At 57.9% G+C, this 14,541-nt stretch carries 14 protein-coding genes; 6 read left to right on the forward strand and 8 right to left on the reverse strand.

What is annotated here, in order from left to right:
• Window positions 1–9: 9 nt before the first annotated feature.
• The 3 genes from IFT53_RS05325 to IFT53_RS05335 form a co-directional block, all read right to left on the reverse strand.
• Window positions 10–1,113 carry a nickel/cobalt transporter gene (locus IFT53_RS05325; RefSeq protein WP_192067073.1) on the reverse strand — a complete coding sequence of 368 codons (1,104 nt, stop codon included), beginning with the start codon at window positions 1,111–1,113 and terminating at the stop codon, window positions 10–12.
• Window positions 1,107–1,754, reverse strand: a complete 648-nt coding sequence (locus tag IFT53_RS05330; RefSeq protein ID WP_192067075.1) for a DUF1007 family protein — start codon at window positions 1,752–1,754, stop codon at window positions 1,107–1,109. Before IFT53_RS05330 ends, IFT53_RS05325 begins: the two co-directional genes overlap by 7 nt.
• Before the next feature lie 89 nt (window positions 1,755–1,843).
• Complete coding sequence (locus IFT53_RS05335) at window positions 1,844–2,737, reverse strand: LysR family transcriptional regulator (RefSeq protein ID WP_192067077.1); 894 nt, start codon at window positions 2,735–2,737, stop codon at window positions 1,844–1,846.
• 541 nt (window positions 2,738–3,278) lie between these two features.
• On the opposite strand from IFT53_RS05335, the gene odc2 reads away from it, so the two are divergent.
• A complete protein-coding gene (gene odc2, locus IFT53_RS05340; RefSeq protein ID WP_042617638.1) occupies window positions 3,279–4,412 on the forward strand; it encodes an ornithine/lysine decarboxylase in 1,134 nt (377 codons plus the stop codon).
• 197 nt (window positions 4,413–4,609) lie between these two features.
• The gene (locus IFT53_RS05345; protein WP_042617637.1) at window positions 4,610–5,176 is read left to right on the forward strand and encodes a GNAT family N-acetyltransferase; all 567 of its coding nucleotides are present in this window, start codon (window positions 4,610–4,612) and stop codon (window positions 5,174–5,176) included.
• Between the two features lie 82 nt (window positions 5,177–5,258).
• Here IFT53_RS05345 and IFT53_RS05350 read toward each other — a convergent pair whose 3' ends face one another.
• Window positions 5,259–7,070, reverse strand: a complete 1,812-nt coding sequence (locus IFT53_RS05350) for a methyl-accepting chemotaxis protein (protein ID WP_192067079.1) — start codon at window positions 7,068–7,070, stop codon at window positions 5,259–5,261.
• 375 nt (window positions 7,071–7,445) lie between these two features.
• Between IFT53_RS05350 and IFT53_RS05355 the strand changes: the two genes are divergently transcribed.
• Window positions 7,446–8,135 (forward strand): OmpW/AlkL family protein, encoded by a 690-nt coding sequence (locus tag IFT53_RS05355; RefSeq protein WP_042617635.1) that lies wholly within the window; start codon window positions 7,446–7,448, stop codon window positions 8,133–8,135.
• A gap of 82 nt (window positions 8,136–8,217) precedes the next feature.
• Here IFT53_RS05355 and IFT53_RS05360 read toward each other — a convergent pair whose 3' ends face one another.
• The 3 genes from IFT53_RS05360 to IFT53_RS05370 form a co-directional block, all read right to left on the reverse strand.
• Window positions 8,218–9,210, reverse strand: a complete 993-nt coding sequence (locus IFT53_RS05360) for a WD40 repeat domain-containing protein (RefSeq protein WP_192067081.1) — start codon at window positions 9,208–9,210, stop codon at window positions 8,218–8,220.
• Between the two features lie 122 nt (window positions 9,211–9,332).
• The gene (locus IFT53_RS05365; RefSeq protein WP_192067082.1) at window positions 9,333–10,454 is read right to left on the reverse strand and encodes a CobW family GTP-binding protein; all 1,122 of its coding nucleotides are present in this window, start codon (window positions 10,452–10,454) and stop codon (window positions 9,333–9,335) included.
• Window positions 10,455–10,532: 78 nt separating this feature from the next.
• Window positions 10,533–11,357: a creatininase family protein gene (locus IFT53_RS05370; protein ID WP_192067084.1), complete on the reverse strand. Its 825-nt coding sequence runs from the start codon at window positions 11,355–11,357 to the stop codon at window positions 10,533–10,535.
• Between the two features lie 78 nt (window positions 11,358–11,435).
• On the opposite strand from IFT53_RS05370, the gene IFT53_RS05375 reads away from it, so the two are divergent.
• From IFT53_RS05375 to IFT53_RS05385, 3 genes are all read left to right on the forward strand, one after another.
• The gene (locus tag IFT53_RS05375; protein ID WP_192067086.1) at window positions 11,436–11,945 is read left to right on the forward strand and encodes a MarR family winged helix-turn-helix transcriptional regulator; all 510 of its coding nucleotides are present in this window, start codon (window positions 11,436–11,438) and stop codon (window positions 11,943–11,945) included.
• Window positions 11,946–12,068: 123 nt separating this feature from the next.
• Window positions 12,069–13,091, forward strand: a complete 1,023-nt coding sequence (locus IFT53_RS05380) for a LacI family DNA-binding transcriptional regulator (protein WP_192067088.1) — start codon at window positions 12,069–12,071, stop codon at window positions 13,089–13,091.
• A gap of 73 nt (window positions 13,092–13,164) precedes the next feature.
• Window positions 13,165–14,121, forward strand: a complete 957-nt coding sequence (locus IFT53_RS05385; RefSeq protein ID WP_192067089.1) for a 2-hydroxyacid dehydrogenase — start codon at window positions 13,165–13,167, stop codon at window positions 14,119–14,121.
• 66 nt (window positions 14,122–14,187) lie between these two features.
• Here IFT53_RS05385 and IFT53_RS05390 read toward each other — a convergent pair whose 3' ends face one another.
• Complete coding sequence (locus IFT53_RS05390; RefSeq protein WP_192067091.1) at window positions 14,188–14,412, reverse strand: aa3-type cytochrome c oxidase subunit IV; 225 nt, start codon at window positions 14,410–14,412, stop codon at window positions 14,188–14,190.
• Window positions 14,413–14,541 lie beyond the last annotated feature (129 nt).

Below are 14,541 nucleotides of genomic sequence, written 5' to 3' on the forward strand. Positions count from 1 at the left end.
ACTTTCGCTTCACGCCTGCAGTGCTGCCCCCAGCAAGCCAAGCCCCATCAACAGCACGAAGACGGCGCCTGCGATTTCGATGGCGTGGGTGATGCCTGCGGCTTTGCGGCTGCCGGTTCCGGCAAAGCGCACCGCGATGTCCTTGGCCTTGACGGCAAGGCAGGCCAGCAGGGATACGGTGATGGCGGTGCCGAGCGACATGGCGATGACCGAGAGGACGCCGCCCAGCAGCAGGCCGTTCAGGATTGAAAAGCTCATGACGATGATGGCGCCGGAGCAGGGGCGAAGGCCGACCGCGATGATGGCTGACCATGCTTCCTGCAGGCTGAAATCTTTGGATCTCAGCATGGAGGGGTCTGGCGCATGGGCATTGCCGCAGGTGGTGCAGATTTCGCCAGTGCCGCTCTGGTCGTGATCGGCAAAGACCGGCTGGCCCTGAAAGCGCAGGCCGGAGCCCATGCCCTTTCTGGCGGTGCTGGTGGTGGCTGAGCTTGCGGAGAAGCTGCTTGTTTCGAGCGCGATAGTCGGTGCGGGGCCTGCAGTTTCGATGGCAAGGACTGGAGCTGCTGTCCGACCTGTCATGAGGCTGCGCAGCTTGCGAAACAATAGCCATGCGCCGAACAGGGCGACCATGGCGAAGCTGGCGATCTCCATGGCCTGCGTCGCCTTGGTCATGGTGATGGAGGTGCCGCGCAGCACCAGATAGGCCGCGCCGACGAGGCCGATTGCAACGCCGCCTTGCAGAAGAGCGGAGACGAAGGAAATGAGGATGCCGCGTTTTAGCTGCGTCTCATTGGCAATCATATAGGACGAGATGACGGCCTTGCCGTGGCCGGGGCCTGCGGCGTGGAATACGCCATAGGCAAAGGAGAGGCCGATCAGCGATGTCAGCGCCCACGGGTCTTCCCGCATGGCGCGCAGCGCGCCTGTGAGGGCGCGGTAGAACATCTGCTGGTGAACGTTGATCCACTGGAAGAGGGGCGCGAGCGGCCCGCCGATGGAGATGGAGGGCTCTGCCGAGCCGATGCCGAGCGGCGATTGCGCATGGGCCACGCTGACGGCCGCAACCACAAGCACTGAGGCCATCAGGAAACCGGCGCACTTCCTCAGCATGTCAGCTCCAGTCGCGTTGCAAACAGCTTGGTCATGTCGGTGCCCGTCGGATCGTTGAAGAAGGCGTCGGTCAGATTGTTCTGGTTCTGAGAGATGATCTCATCCGGGTCCGGCCGCACGACCTTGTGCTTGCAGGCGCTGAGATGCGTGCCTTTCACGACGATGTCGGTGTCCTTGGCGAAATCGATGGCCGTGTAGAGCGTCGGGTCCCATGCGCCGAAGGTCAGGACGCCCTTCACAGGGAGGGGTGCTTTTGGCTTGACCGAAAAGAACATCAGGACCTGATTGTTCTGGTAATCCACATGGATCGTATCGGGCTTGCCGAAATCAACCGGTTTTCCGTTTGCGGTGATGAAGGTGTAGTAGGAAAATTCGGCAAGCGACTCGTGAACCGTCGCGCCGATTTCGCCCAGCTCTTCCTTGTCGAGCTTCGCGTCGCTGTTCTTGTCGTAATCCATCACGACACTTGCGGAAAACATCTCATCAAAGCGCCAGACATTGCGTACCTCTGCGATATTGCCATCGGCACCCTCGATAATTTCCATCCGGGCTTCGGCAAAGATATGCGGGTGCGCCATGGCGCTCAAGGGCGCAAGACAGACGGGCAGGCATGCAGCCAGTGATATGATCGCTTTTTTCATGGATGCCTGTCTGTCTCTTGTCTGGGGTGTTTCTATGATTCTAGCGGAAATTGGGACCGAATTTCGGCCTTGCTGTTTTCGATCCGAAATCAGCCGTGCGTTTTAAACCAGTTGGTCAGATAGTCCACAAAGCTTCTGACCTTGGCGGGCAGATAACGGCGGTGCGGATAGACAGCGTAAATGCCGCGATCCCGGGAAATGTAATCGTCAAACAGGGTCACAAGTTCGCCTGAGAGAATGTAGGGCTTGGCAATGAAATCGGGAACGATGGCGACGCCAAGACTGGTGCGGGCCGCACGCAGGGTGGCTTGCGGGCTGTTGACCTCAATCGGGCCGTTGATGGCCACTGAATTGGTGCCGCCGCCGGGTTCGAAATAGCGAATGTGATTGTGGAAGCGCGAATTCGTATCCACGATGCAGGGAACCCGGCCAAGATCCTGCGGGCTGTCGAGCGGGCCATAGCGTTCCATGAAGGCGGGTGTTGCGACCGCATAGACGCGAAAATCCGCCAGCTTCTTGGCAATCATGCCCGAATCTTCAAGCTTGGTGATGCGCACGGCCAGATCGAAGCTTTCCTCGATGAGGTCAACGAATCGGTCCTCGGCCACGATTTCCAGCACGAGATCGGGATTTTCCTTGGCGAAATCGATGAGGCTCTGGCCAATATCCGCATCGATGAAGGTGCGCGGCACGGAGATGCGCAGCTTGCCCTTCAGGTCGGCATTTTTCTCGCGCACCAGATCGGCCAGATTGTCGATTTCCTTGAGGATATCGGCGGCGGTGCGATAATAGGTGTGGCCCGCTTCGGTCAGCGAAAACTGCCGAGTGGTGCGGTTGAGAAGCAGCGCGCCGAGATCGTCTTCCAGCTCGCGCACATATTTGGACAGCAGCGCTTTGGAGCGCCCGGTTTTGCGGGCGGCCGCCGAAAAACCCTCCGCTTCGACAACATCAATAAAGGCCCGGATACGGGTGAGAGTGTCCATTAAAGTCTCCAATTCGCTCACAATTGTGAACGGTCAAGCCCCAGTGTTCAGCGATAAAGTATTCTGCCAAAAAAATCTGCATCGTGATGAAAAATTCCCTTGATTGTTACAGCGAATATTCCTATCTCCCGGTTGCCCAAAGTCGCACGTGCCCATGTGTGTCCGCCGACCCTCGATGTGGTGAGGAGTTCGGTAAGGTACCTGGAATTAACCCCTCCAGTCGCTATTCCGGCCAACCGGAAAATGCGAGGACATATGAAGCAACGACGGTGCGGGCCTTTCTGGTTCTCTGCCGGCTTTCCATCAGCCGGGGTACTAAAGAGGCACACCATCATTGCCGTAAGTGCGGTTGGGTATGATTCCCTCCAATCCCATGGCAGACAAAGCCGAATGATGCTCCTGGCAGGGCGTTGTTCACAATTGCGCCTTGAGCGTATGCTATTGATTCAGCGTCTCCACCGGCTGGAACATTCTGCATATCTTGAGCGCCCTTTGTCCTCTGGAATTTTTCCAGAGCCGGAACATTTTAGGGAATACAACGATGACGACTGCACGCATCATTGACTTCATCAAGACCCGCCGCCCAGAAGGCCCTTGCCTCGTGGTTGACCTTGATGTTGTACGCGATAATTTCCATGCGTTCCGGCACGCTCTGCCAAACAGTGCGATCTATTATGCCGTGAAGGCAAACCCTGCTCCTGAAATTCTCAAGCTGCTGGCCGGCCTGGGCTCCAGCTTCGATTGCGCCTCCGTGGCTGAAATCCAGATGGCGCTCGATGCCGGTGCGACTTCTGACCGTATCTCCTACGGCAACACCATCAAGAAGGAACGCGATGTTGCGCGCGCATTTGCGCTGGGCATCGATCTCTTCGCGGTGGATAGCCATGAGGAAGTCGAGAAGGTTGCCCGTGCAGCCCCGGGCGCTCGCGTATTCTGCCGCGTTCTGACCGATGGCGAAGGCGCCGAATGGCCGCTGTCGCGCAAGTTCGGTTGCGTGCCGCAGATGGCTGTCGATGTTCTGGTCTATGCCCATCAGATGGGTCTGGAATCCTACGGCGTTTCATTCCACGTCGGTTCGCAGATGATGAACCTCGACGCATGGGATGCTGCCCTTGGCGATGCAAAGCGCGTATTCGCTTCGCTGTCCAAGCAGGGTATCCACCTGCAGATGGTCAACATGGGCGGTGGCTTCCCGACGAAGTATCTGCGCGATGTGCCTGCTGCCGAAGAATATGGACATGCCATCGACACGGCGCTGCGCAAGCACTTCGGCAACCAGATTCCACGCACCATCATCGAGCCGGGTCGCGGCATGGTCGGCAATGCTGGTGTCATCAAGGCGGAAGTTGTGCTGGTTTCGCGCAAGTCCGACAATGACAACCATCGCTGGGTGTTCCTCGACATCGGCAAGTTCGGCGGCCTGGCCGAAACCATGGACGAGGCCATTCGCTACCCGATCCGCACCGAGCGGGACGAAGATGCGATGGAGCTTTGCGTTCTGGCGGGTCCAACCTGCGATAGCGCCGACGTGCTCTATGAGAAGAACATGTATCCGCTGCCGGTCTCTCTGACCATTGGCGACGATGTTCTGATCGAAGGTACGGGCGCTTACACGACCACCTATTCGGCGGTCGCATTCAACGGCTTCGAGCCGCTGAAGTCCTACGTGATCTGAATGAGTGCCGCCGGTCTTTAAGGGCAGGCGGCATTTTCAGACGTCTCCCGTTCCGGCTTAAGTCTTCCATGCCTGGCGCAAACCCTGCTTGCCGCACCTCTTTCCAGCCGAGGTAGGGCGTGGTTCAGCGGGCCGGAACGGTTTCAACATTTTTTTGGGTGCCGCTTTCGTGGGCGGCTTGGTGACGGGAGGCCGGGATGGCCGCTGTTCTCAAATCTGTACGTGCATTTTTCACGCCGCAGACATTTCATATCGAAGCTGAAAATCCTGGTGATGTGGTTGCCCGCGAGAACCTGCTGGACCGCGTCATGGGCCCGGGTCGTCGCCGCAAATCATCCGAGAAGCTGCGCGCCGGGCGCGTTCCTGCCGAAGGGCTGGCGCTGGTTGCGCGCGATGAGGATGGTCACGTGATCGGGACCGTCCGCCTGTGGAATGTCGAAGCTGGAGTAACGCGCGAGGGACGTCCGGTTTCGGCCCTTCTGCTTGGGCCGCTTGCGGTGGACTGCGCCCATGAGGGCAAGGGCATCGGATCTGCCCTGATGCGCGCCGCCATCGGTGAAGCTGCCAAGCGCGACCACGGTGCCATTCTTCTGGTGGGTGATGCTCCCTATTATGAGCGCTTCGGCTTTTTTGCCGGTCAAACCCAGCATCTTGTCATGCCCGGCCCATTCGAGCGTTCGCGCTTTCTGGCGCTGGAGCTGAAAAGCGGCTGGCTGGATGGCGCGGCTGGCATGCTTGTGGCGAGCGGGCGCAAGTTTTCCTGATATCGGTAGTTTGATCGGTCGTACAAAGAAAAGAGGGCTACACGCCCTCTTTTCTTATCGGCAAACGCCGTGACTGAGCCATCTATGCTGCGCGTCTGGAAGACACGGCTGCGGGCTCGATGCTGAAGCGGCTGACCATGTCCGATAGCGCCTTGGTCGCTTCTGCAATGGAATGGCTGACCGCATTTGTCTCTTCCACCATGGCGGCGTTTTGCTGGGTCATCTGGTCCAGCGCGTTGACGCTGGCGCTGATTTCCTGAAGGCCGACGGATTGCTCGCGGGCAGCGGTGGCGATGTTGTCGATATTGGTATCGATGCGGGAGACGAAATCCTCGATCCGCGTCAGCACCTCGACGGTGGATTGCACGAGGGTTACGCCGCTTGCGACTTCATCTCCCGATTTGCCGATGAGAACCCTGATTTCCTTCGAGGCCTTTGCCGAACGCTGGGCGAGTTCGCGCACTTCCTGCGCAACGACCGCAAAGCCTTTTCCAGACTCGCCTGCACGGGCTGCCTCTACGCCAGCATTCAGCGCCAGAAGATTGGTCTGGAAGGCGATTTCGTCGATGACGCCGACGATGGATTCGATTTCTCCAGACGCGCCTTCGATGCGTTGCATGGCGGATATGGCTTCGGTGACGACGCTTGCAGACTTCGAGGTGGACCGGCGCGCTTCCTTCACCAGATTGCGGGTGTCATCGACACGCGCCGTGGAGGTCTTGACGGTGGAGGCGGCTTCTTCCAGTGCGGCTGCGGTCTGTTCGAGCGCTGCAGCTTGCTGTTCCGTGCGGCGTGACAGATCGTTTGCCGAGCCGTGCATCTCGCTGCCCTGGGCCCGCAGGTGTTGGGCTTCTGAGAGGATCTTTCCCATCGTTGCTTGCAGGGTGCGCACCGAGGCGTTGAAATCTGCGCGCAGGGTTTCAAACTTGGCGTCGAAGCTGTGGTCGAGTGTCGAGCTTAAATCACAGTTGGCGAGATTTTTGAGGCCATGTCCCAGATGCTGGATTGCGAAGCGCAGCGCATCTGCCTCGGCAATGCGTTCTCTTTCCCGTGTCTCGCGCTCCATGCTGGCGGCGCGGCGTGCTTCTTCTGCTTCACTTTCCAACTGACGCTTGGCGAGGCCAGCATCTCTGAACACGGCGAGCGCCCTTGCCATGGCGCCAATTTCATCATGCCGGTGAATATGCGGTGGCGCTTCCTTCAGGTCGCCTGCGGCCATGCTCGTCATGGTCTGCGTGATCCGCAGGATCGGCTTCATGGCGCGGCGACGCAGGAAGACGGTCGAGGCAATGGACAGGAGGACGAGGATATATCCCAGCGTGTCGTTGGTCGTTTTCAGGAATGAGGTCTGTTCCGCCGCTTCTACTTCCTTCTGCTTGCCATAGACGGTGCCCATCTCGACCAGTTGATTGACCGCCGCTTCATGGGCATGGAATGTCTTGCTCAAGGTGTCGAGCGATGCCGGGATTTTTGCCGCCTCGCCGGAGGCGAGCGCTGGCAGCGTGTCCGTATCCAGCGTTGCCCAGAAGGCGTCGCCCTTGATGAGAACATCGTTCTGCAAGGCCTGCTTCAACGTGTCCGGCAGGGTCGTCGTCTTCCAGTATTCACGGCGCTCCTTATATTGGCCCTTCAACACCTTGATACGCTCGATGTTTTGCGGCAGCCTATCCGGGTGGAGGGCGCCTTCATTGGTCAGCGCATAGGTCTCGATGAGATAGAGCGGTGGTGGCAGGATATCGGCAATCAGGTCCTTGCTATCGATGATTTCCTGATAGATCGGGCCGTTGACCTTCAGCGTATCGAGCGCGAAAGAACCCACGAGAAGCGTGATGGTAATGCCGGTTGCCAAGGCGATGCCACTGGCCGTTATGATCGCTGAAATCGAAAGTTTCATAGGGGAAAGATCCAAGGAAATACAGGGAAGCGGCGTGCTACTTTTCGAAATTCTGAATGGGGGTAAGTATTTCAAGTACAGATGCAGTGTTCAATGACTGCAACTATTGAATAAAAATATCTATAATTGATTAACTACAATAATCGCTCTTCGCATTGATATGTTTGAATAATCTTAAATGCGAATACGCTCTATGTGCGTGACCAACCCCCAAATTTCCTGTCCGGGTTTTGATCTCCCTCAAATGATGATTTTGATGTGCGTGTTACGTGCGGGCAGGGTGTGGCTTGCAGCAATGGCTATGGGTTTCCAAGGTCGAGGGGCCAAAGGAGCCGATGTTGCAAAGCACCTCTTCGATAGATCAAGGAGAGAAAAATGTTCGCCAAATTCCGCAAAGCCATCTTTTTGGCATCTGCTTTCGCTGTTGCGCTGCCAGCGTTTTCCCAAGCCGCTGACATGGCGCCGACCGCGCCCGTGCCCACAGCCGAAGAGGCCATTGCTGCGGCAAGCCCATGGATGATCCGTGTGCGCGGCCTTGGCGTGATGACCCATGACAGCGGCTCGATCAACGGCGTGCCCGGCGCAGGGCTTGAATATTCGGACACGGTTATTCCGGAATTCGACGTAACCTATTTCTTCACCGATAATATTGCCGCCGAACTTATTCTTGGCACGACCTTCTCCAAGATCAACACGACAGGCGCGTTGGGCGAGATCGATGTCGGCAAGACATGGCTTTTGCCACCAACGGTGACTTTGCAATATCACTTCACCAATTTCGGTGCCTTCAAGCCTTATGTGGGCGCTGGCCTGAACTATTCGCTGTTCTACAATCAGTCTGAAAAGGCAGGTTTCCACAATCTCGACGTCAAGAACGACTTTGGCGCGGCGGTGCAGGTCGGTTTCGACTACATGCTGACGAAGAATTGGGGTGTGAACTTCGACGTGAAGAAGATCTTCCTCGAAACGAAGTGGAGCGCCACGCATGACGCGCTGGGTGATATCAGCGGCAAGGCCAAGCTCGATCCGTGGCTGATCGGTGCCGGTGTGACCTACCGCTTCTAATCCTCTGGGAGGGCGCCACCGAGGTGGTCAGGGAGGCACTGCCGCAAATTGCGGCGGTGCCTCGCTCATATTTGAGGATTGCTTACGTCTTGATGTCGATGATGCCGCAATCACCAGCTTCCGATGCGAAGGCCAGCAGATTACCATTGTTGCTCCAATCCATGGACGTAATCGCGCCCTTGCCGGGGCGACGCAGCAGGGCTTCCTTCTCGTCGGCAAGACGCACGCCGAGGATCATGCCATCCGCAAAGCCTACGGCCAGCACTTCATCTGCCGGGTGGAAGCAGACATTGGTGACCATGATGTTTGCGCGGGTGCCAAGCTCCAGCGGAGCCTTGCCCATTGGGCCATCCTTGCCGGAGAAGGGCCAGACGATGGCCGCCGGTGCGCCCGATGATGCCAGCCACTTGCCCTTGTGTGACCACGAGATGGATTTGACCTTGGCGGGATAGCCGGTCATGCGCATGTGGCGCGCTTCCATGCCGCCCTTGGTGGCCTCCATCTTCCAGCCATGCAGCGCATTTTCCTGCATGGTGGTGACGAGGAATTTGCCATCTGCGGAGAAGGTGACGCCGGTATGGGCGCCTTTCCAATCGAGATCGACAGGATCGCCAGCGCTGGCCACCCAATGAAGCGTGACGCCATTGTAGCGGGCAGCGGCAATGCGCAGGCCCTTGGGCGCAAAGGCGATGCCCTCAACGGTACGGTCTTCCTTGAATTCCTTGACGGTGCCATCACCCAGACGCACGAAGCTGGACTTACCAACGCCGTATGCGATGGCGTTTTGCGGGCCGCCTGCGACAACGCTGATCCATTTGCGCGGCACATGGGCAAGCTCGATGACAGAGCCATCATGGCCGATGCGCAGCACCTTGCCATCTTCACCGCCGGTGAGAAGCGTGGCGCTGTGCGGATCGCGGGTGCAGGTCAAAAGGCCCTGATGTGCCTCGACAACCTTCTCGCCGCCATCCAGCCGGTGGATGGTGCCTGCAGCTGTGGCAAACAACGGAACTTCGCCCAGAAAATGCGCCGCGACGACGTGGCCTTCGAGGTCAAGAGGAGCAACGGTGGGCATGGGTCTCTGGTCTTTCCGTGGTTGTTATCGTCAGTCGTGAAAAAGTGCACCATCACGGTGCACTCCTTGTGGTCGTCATGTCATGGCGTGCCGCAATGGCACTTTTCGATATCAGGTCGATATCAAGCCGCTGCCATGCAGGCATTGAAGCTGTTTTCCAGCTTCTCGCGGTCAAGATCGCGGCCGATGAAGACGAGGCGGCTTTCGCGCTTTTCGCCTTCTTTCCATGCACGCTGGTGATCACCTTCGATGATCATGTGAACACCCTGAACGACATAACGTTCCGCATCATCCTTGAAGGCAATGATGCCCTTGAGGCGCAGGATCTTCGGGCCATCGGTCTGCGTGACCTTCTGGATCCATGGGAAGAAACGATCGGCATTCATCTCACCGCCGCGCAGCGAAACGGACTGAACCGTGACATCATGGATGGGCGAGGCGGCGTGGCTGTGGCCATGGTCGTGCCCGTGATCATGGTGGTCGTGGTCATGGTGATGATGGTCATGCCCATGGTCGTGATGATGGTGATCGTGGCTGTGGTCATGTCCACAATCTGGACCGCAGACGTGGTCGTCGTGTTCTTGCGCCAGGAAATCCGGGTCGTTTTCCAGCGCCCGTTCAAGGTTGAACGCGCCCTGATTGAGCACATGGGCCAGATCGACACCGGAGCGGGTTGTCTTGTGAATGCGGGCGGACGGGTTGATGGCGCGAACGACATCTTCGATGACGGCCAGTTCCTGCGGCGTGACAAGATCGGTCTTGTTGATGACGACGACATCGGCAAAGGCGATCTGGTCTTCGGCTTCGCGGCTGTCCTTCAGGCGCAGCGGCAGGTGCTTGGCATCGACAAGCGCGATAACGGCATCCAGTTCTGTCTTGGCGCGCACATCGTCATCCATGAAGAATGTCTGTGCGACGGGAACAGGATCGGCAAGGCCTGTGGTTTCCACGATGATGCCATCGAAACGGCCGGGACGGCGCATCAGGCCTTCCACCACGCGGATAAGGTCTCCGCGCACGGTGCAGCAGACGCAGCCATTGTTCATCTCGTAGATTTCTTCGTCGGATTCCACGATCAGGTCGTTATCGATGCCGATTTCGCCGAATTCATTGACGATGACAGCGTATTTCTTGCCGTGATTATCCGACAGGATGCGGTTGAGGAGCGTGGTCTTGCCCGCGCCCAGATAGCCCGTCAATACGGTTACGGGAATGGGCTTTGATGTCGGTGCTGCTTCGGTCATGATGAACCTCTGATATAAAAGAGCCGGATGATGGCTTTGAAAGCGTTGCTGTTCATATAGGCGTGTGGGGAAGTGAGTTCAAAGAGAATCTGCCGAAGATTTTTGAACCGAGCTTTCAAGCAAATTCATGTCGAAGGCGGAAATGTCCGCTAGCAGCTCCACCAGACCCGATACCGCATGCGCGATCATCGCCTCGCCCTTTGCGGTGGTGGCAATAGCGGCATTGCCCGCCACGCCTTGTCTGTTGAGATCTGACATGCGCCAGCCGAAGGCGTGCGGGCCATAGGCGCGCAAATGCTTGAAGCGGTTGGAAAATTCCGTCTGTGCGGAGGGGAAGTTCCCAGCCTTGTCCATCTTCACACGATGCGGCTGCAAGGCCAGCATCACAGACGTTTCGATATCGCCGCCATGGATATCGATGGTCTTTTCCTGCGGGGTGATGATGCCGGGCGGCATGCCGAAGCGGGTCCAGCTGGTGGCAACGGCCAGCATATCGAAACGAACACGCGCTTCGGTGGCGACGATGGTCATTAGCGGTGAATTGCCACCATGGGCGTTCAGCATCACGAATTTGCGGATGCCCTTACGGTGCTGGCTTTCAGCAATTCCCAGCCAGCGGTGCACCGCCTCATCGAAAGACAGCGTCTTCGTGCCCGCCACATCCATATGCTCGAGCGAATAGCCGACCGGCTCTGCGGGCAGGAAGTGGATAGGCGCATTGGGCGCAAGCGCCTGTTTCAATCGCTCGACAATGCCTTCCACGATCAGCGTATCCGTCTCGAAGGGAAGGTGGGGGCCGTGCTGCTCATGGGCGCCTAGCGGCAGCACGGAAATGCTCTCGTTTTGCCCATCTGCTGGGGCTGTTACGTTATTGTCGTGAATATGCGTATATGTGTCTGGCATCTGGCGATCCGCGCCTGCATTCGTTAAGTGTTACCAAGAACATATCGTCGTCCGGGACTTCAGGAAAGGCATTTGCTGATGAGCAAGGATAAGCTGGCCAAAAAGAACAAATCCGAGAAGAAGGCCAAGTCCGGCAAAAAGAAGGATCTGGCGATCCATTCGGAAGAGCTTGCCCAGACGATTACGCAGGCAGCCCGCTCCATGCGCACGGCACTCAGCCACAATCTTGCAGCCAGTGGCCTCTATGCGGGGCAAGATGGCGTTATTCTAGCGCTGGCCCAAGAGGGAAGCATGACGCCGGGGCAGATTGCCCAGAAGCTTGGCGTGAAGGCACCGACGATGACGCGCACGATTGGCCGCATGGAGGCGCAAGGCTTTGTGGAGCGCAGTGCGGGCGATGGCGACGGACGGCTGACTATGGTGAAGCTGACGGAGGCTGGCCTGAAGAGCGTCGAGCACATCAATACATCGCTGGCCGATTGCAACAGCCGTGCTGTGGAGGGTCTGTCCGCCAAGGATGTGAAAACGGTTGTCAAATTGCTGCGGGCCATCGACGCCAATTTGCAGGCTTTTGAATCAATCGATTAAAATTTGTATTACAGATATTGCCTTGTGTTGAAATCCTTAAAACGGTTGCAGATTTTGTTTAAATTGTTTAGTCACAATTTAAACGCCGCGTGATGGCGGAATGCGTGACCGTGGGAGGCAACTGTGGCGCAGAAGATCAAATTATCGACCATTGCTGAAAGTCTGGGGCTTTCAACTGCGACCATTTCGCTGGCATTGCGGGACAGCCCGCTGGTGGCTGCCGATACGCGCGAAAAGATCAAGCTGCAGGCGCGAGCGCTGGGCTATATCTACAACCGCCGCGCCGCCAGCCTTCGCACCTCGCGCTCCGGCATTATTGGCGTTGTCTTTCACGATGTGATGAACCCGTTTTACGGTGAAATTCTCAAAGCCATCGAGAGCGAGCTGGACCGCAGCCGCCAGACCTTCATTCTGTCCAACCACTATGATTCCGTTGAAAAGCAGCGCACCTTCATCGAGACGCTGCTGCAGCTTGGTAGTGACGGCATCATCATGTCTCCGGCCATCGGTACGCCTTTGGAAGACATGACGCTGGCCGAGGAAAACGGCATGCCCGCCATTCTGGTGGCGCGCTCCATGGATGGTGTCGACATGCCGACATTTCGCGGCGATGACAGCTATGGCATTTCGCTGGCCACCAACCACCTGATCAGCCTTGGCCACCGCACCATTGCCATGGTGGGTGGCACGGACCAGACTTCGACCGGACGTGACCGGTATCAGGGCTATGTCAATGCGCTGCGCAAAGCGGGCATCGAGGTGGATCCAAACCTGCGTATTCCCGGCGCGCGCTCCAAGCAGGGCGGGTTCGAGGCGGCTGTGAACTTCCTGTCGCTGCCGCAAAAGCCGACCGCTGCCGTTTGCTGGAACGACCTTGTCGCGATTGGCCTGATGAACGGTATTTCGCGGGCGGGCTTTGTGCCGGGCAAGGATATTTCGGTCACCGGCTATGACGATCTGGAAGAGGCGGCGATTGCGACGCCGGCGCTGACGACCGTTTCCAACGGGCAGGCAGAGGTGGGTCGACTGGCTGCGCGGGCGCTGCTGGACAGGCTGGCGGGCAGCCATGAGCCTGATGGTATTCACCTCATCAAGCCCGAAATGCGCATTCGCCAATCCACCAGCCCTTGCATTCCGCGAAAGTAGTTTGCGGGTTTCGCTTTTCGTATTGATCGTCTAGCTTGCCCCCCGACGCATTGCAGCAAGGGGTTGTCCAAGCATGTCAGAGAGTAAAGCCGCCGTTCTCGTTCCGGGAAAGATCCATCCACGCGTTCTCGAGCGTTTCGAGGGCAAGGTGGAGGTCATCACAGCGCCCTCGGGGCCAGAGCCGTCGCTGCCAGAAGGTGTTGCCGAGCGCATTAAGGCCGTTGCCGTTTCCGGTGGCTTTAACGCCAAGTGGATGGATGCGCTGCCGAATCTTGAAGTCATCGCCAATTTTGGTGTGGGCTATGATGGCGTTGATGTGAAGCATGCGGCTTCGCGCGGCATTATCGTGACCAACACGCCTGATGTGCTGAACGACGAGGTGGCCGACACGACGATTGCGCTTCTGATCAGCACGGTGCGGCGCCTTTACGAGGCGGAAAAGCATCTTCGCGAGGGCAAATGGGTGGCGGAAGGACCGTTTGCGCTTTCGCCATTTTCGCTGCGGGGCCGCAAGGTGGGCCTGTTCGGCATGGGCCGCATCGGCCAGGAAATCGCCAAGCGGCTGGAGCCGTTCAAGGTGGAGATCGGCTATCACACCCGCTCCAGGCGCGCCGAGCTTTCCTATAACTACTATGGCTCGCTGAAGGAAATGGCGCAGGCGGTGGACGTGCTGATCTGCATCGTGCCCGGCACTGCGGAAACCCATAAGGCCATCAATGCCGATATTTTCGCGGCGCTGGGTTCCAATGGCGTGTTCATCAATGTGGGCAGAGGGTCCAGCGTTGATGAAGACGCGCTGCTTGCGGCGCTGCAGAACGGCACGCTGGGTGCGGCGGGTCTCGATGTGTTTTACGCTGAGCCGAAAGTGCCGGAAGGGTTCCTGGCTCTGCCCAACGTAACCCTGCTGCCGCATGTTGCCTCGGCATCCGTGCCGACACGCAACGCCATGGCCGATCTGGTGGCAGACAATGTGCTGGGCTGGCTTGGCGAGCGCAAGGTTGTGACGCCGGTGCCGGAAACGCCGGTCTAAGCGACGACAAAGATCATGGGGGGAGTTGAACTCTCCCCATGCAGTCTATGTCATCAGGCTAGAGCTTTAGCGCAGCAGGACGAAGCCTGCGACAGAGAGAATGACGAACACGAGCAGGCCACCGAAAAAGCCGCCTGTTGTGAAAAATCCAACGGCCATGGCGATCATCAATACCGTGACGAGCATTGTGCCGTATTTGGCGGCTGACAGAAAGCCGTCATAGGTCTTTTCATGCTCGGAATAGTTCATCTTCGCGCCGAGTTCGATCGGGCCCGTATGGTGTTCACTCATGCCAATTCCCCTTCAATGATCAACGCTTCCGCCCGTTACTCCACACGCCCGTTGGCGGCTTTCCTCACATGGCAGACCGTTGCAAAACGCTCCGAAACAAGACCTACATGGAAGTGTTGAAAAACGCAA

It is taken from the genome of Rhizobium sp. CFBP 13644, from assembly GCF_014842165.1.
Classification (GTDB): Bacteria; Pseudomonadota; Alphaproteobacteria; order Rhizobiales; family Rhizobiaceae; genus Agrobacterium; species Agrobacterium tumefaciens_C.

Coding starts and splice junctions, on each gene's coding strand:
- IFT53_RS05325 (WP_192067073.1), bottom strand. CDS start 1,113: ATGCTGAGGAAGTGCGCCGGTTTCCTGATGGCCTCAGTGCTTGTGGTT.
- IFT53_RS05330 (WP_192067075.1), bottom strand. CDS start 1,754: ATGAAAAAAGCGATCATATCACTGGCTGCATGCCTGCCCGTCTGTCTT.
- IFT53_RS05335 (WP_192067077.1), bottom strand. CDS start 2,737: ATGGACACTCTCACCCGTATCCGGGCCTTTATTGATGTTGTCGAAGCG.
- odc2 (WP_042617638.1), top strand. CDS start 3,279: ATGACGACTGCACGCATCATTGACTTCATCAAGACCCGCCGCCCAGAA.
- IFT53_RS05345 (WP_042617637.1), top strand. CDS start 4,610: ATGGCCGCTGTTCTCAAATCTGTACGTGCATTTTTCACGCCGCAGACA.
- IFT53_RS05350 (WP_192067079.1), bottom strand. CDS start 7,070: ATGAAACTTTCGATTTCAGCGATCATAACGGCCAGTGGCATCGCCTTG.
- IFT53_RS05355 (WP_042617635.1), top strand. CDS start 7,446: ATGTTCGCCAAATTCCGCAAAGCCATCTTTTTGGCATCTGCTTTCGCT.
- IFT53_RS05360 (WP_192067081.1), bottom strand. CDS start 9,210: ATGCCCACCGTTGCTCCTCTTGACCTCGAAGGCCACGTCGTCGCGGCG.
- IFT53_RS05365 (WP_192067082.1), bottom strand. CDS start 10,454: ATGACCGAAGCAGCACCGACATCAAAGCCCATTCCCGTAACCGTATTG.
- IFT53_RS05370 (WP_192067084.1), bottom strand. CDS start 11,357: ATGCCAGACACATATACGCATATTCACGACAATAACGTAACAGCCCCA.
- IFT53_RS05375 (WP_192067086.1), top strand. CDS start 11,436: ATGAGCAAGGATAAGCTGGCCAAAAAGAACAAATCCGAGAAGAAGGCC.
- IFT53_RS05385 (WP_192067089.1), top strand. CDS start 13,165: ATGTCAGAGAGTAAAGCCGCCGTTCTCGTTCCGGGAAAGATCCATCCA.
- IFT53_RS05390 (WP_192067091.1), bottom strand. CDS start 14,412: ATGAGTGAACACCATACGGGCCCGATCGAACTCGGCGCGAAGATGAAC.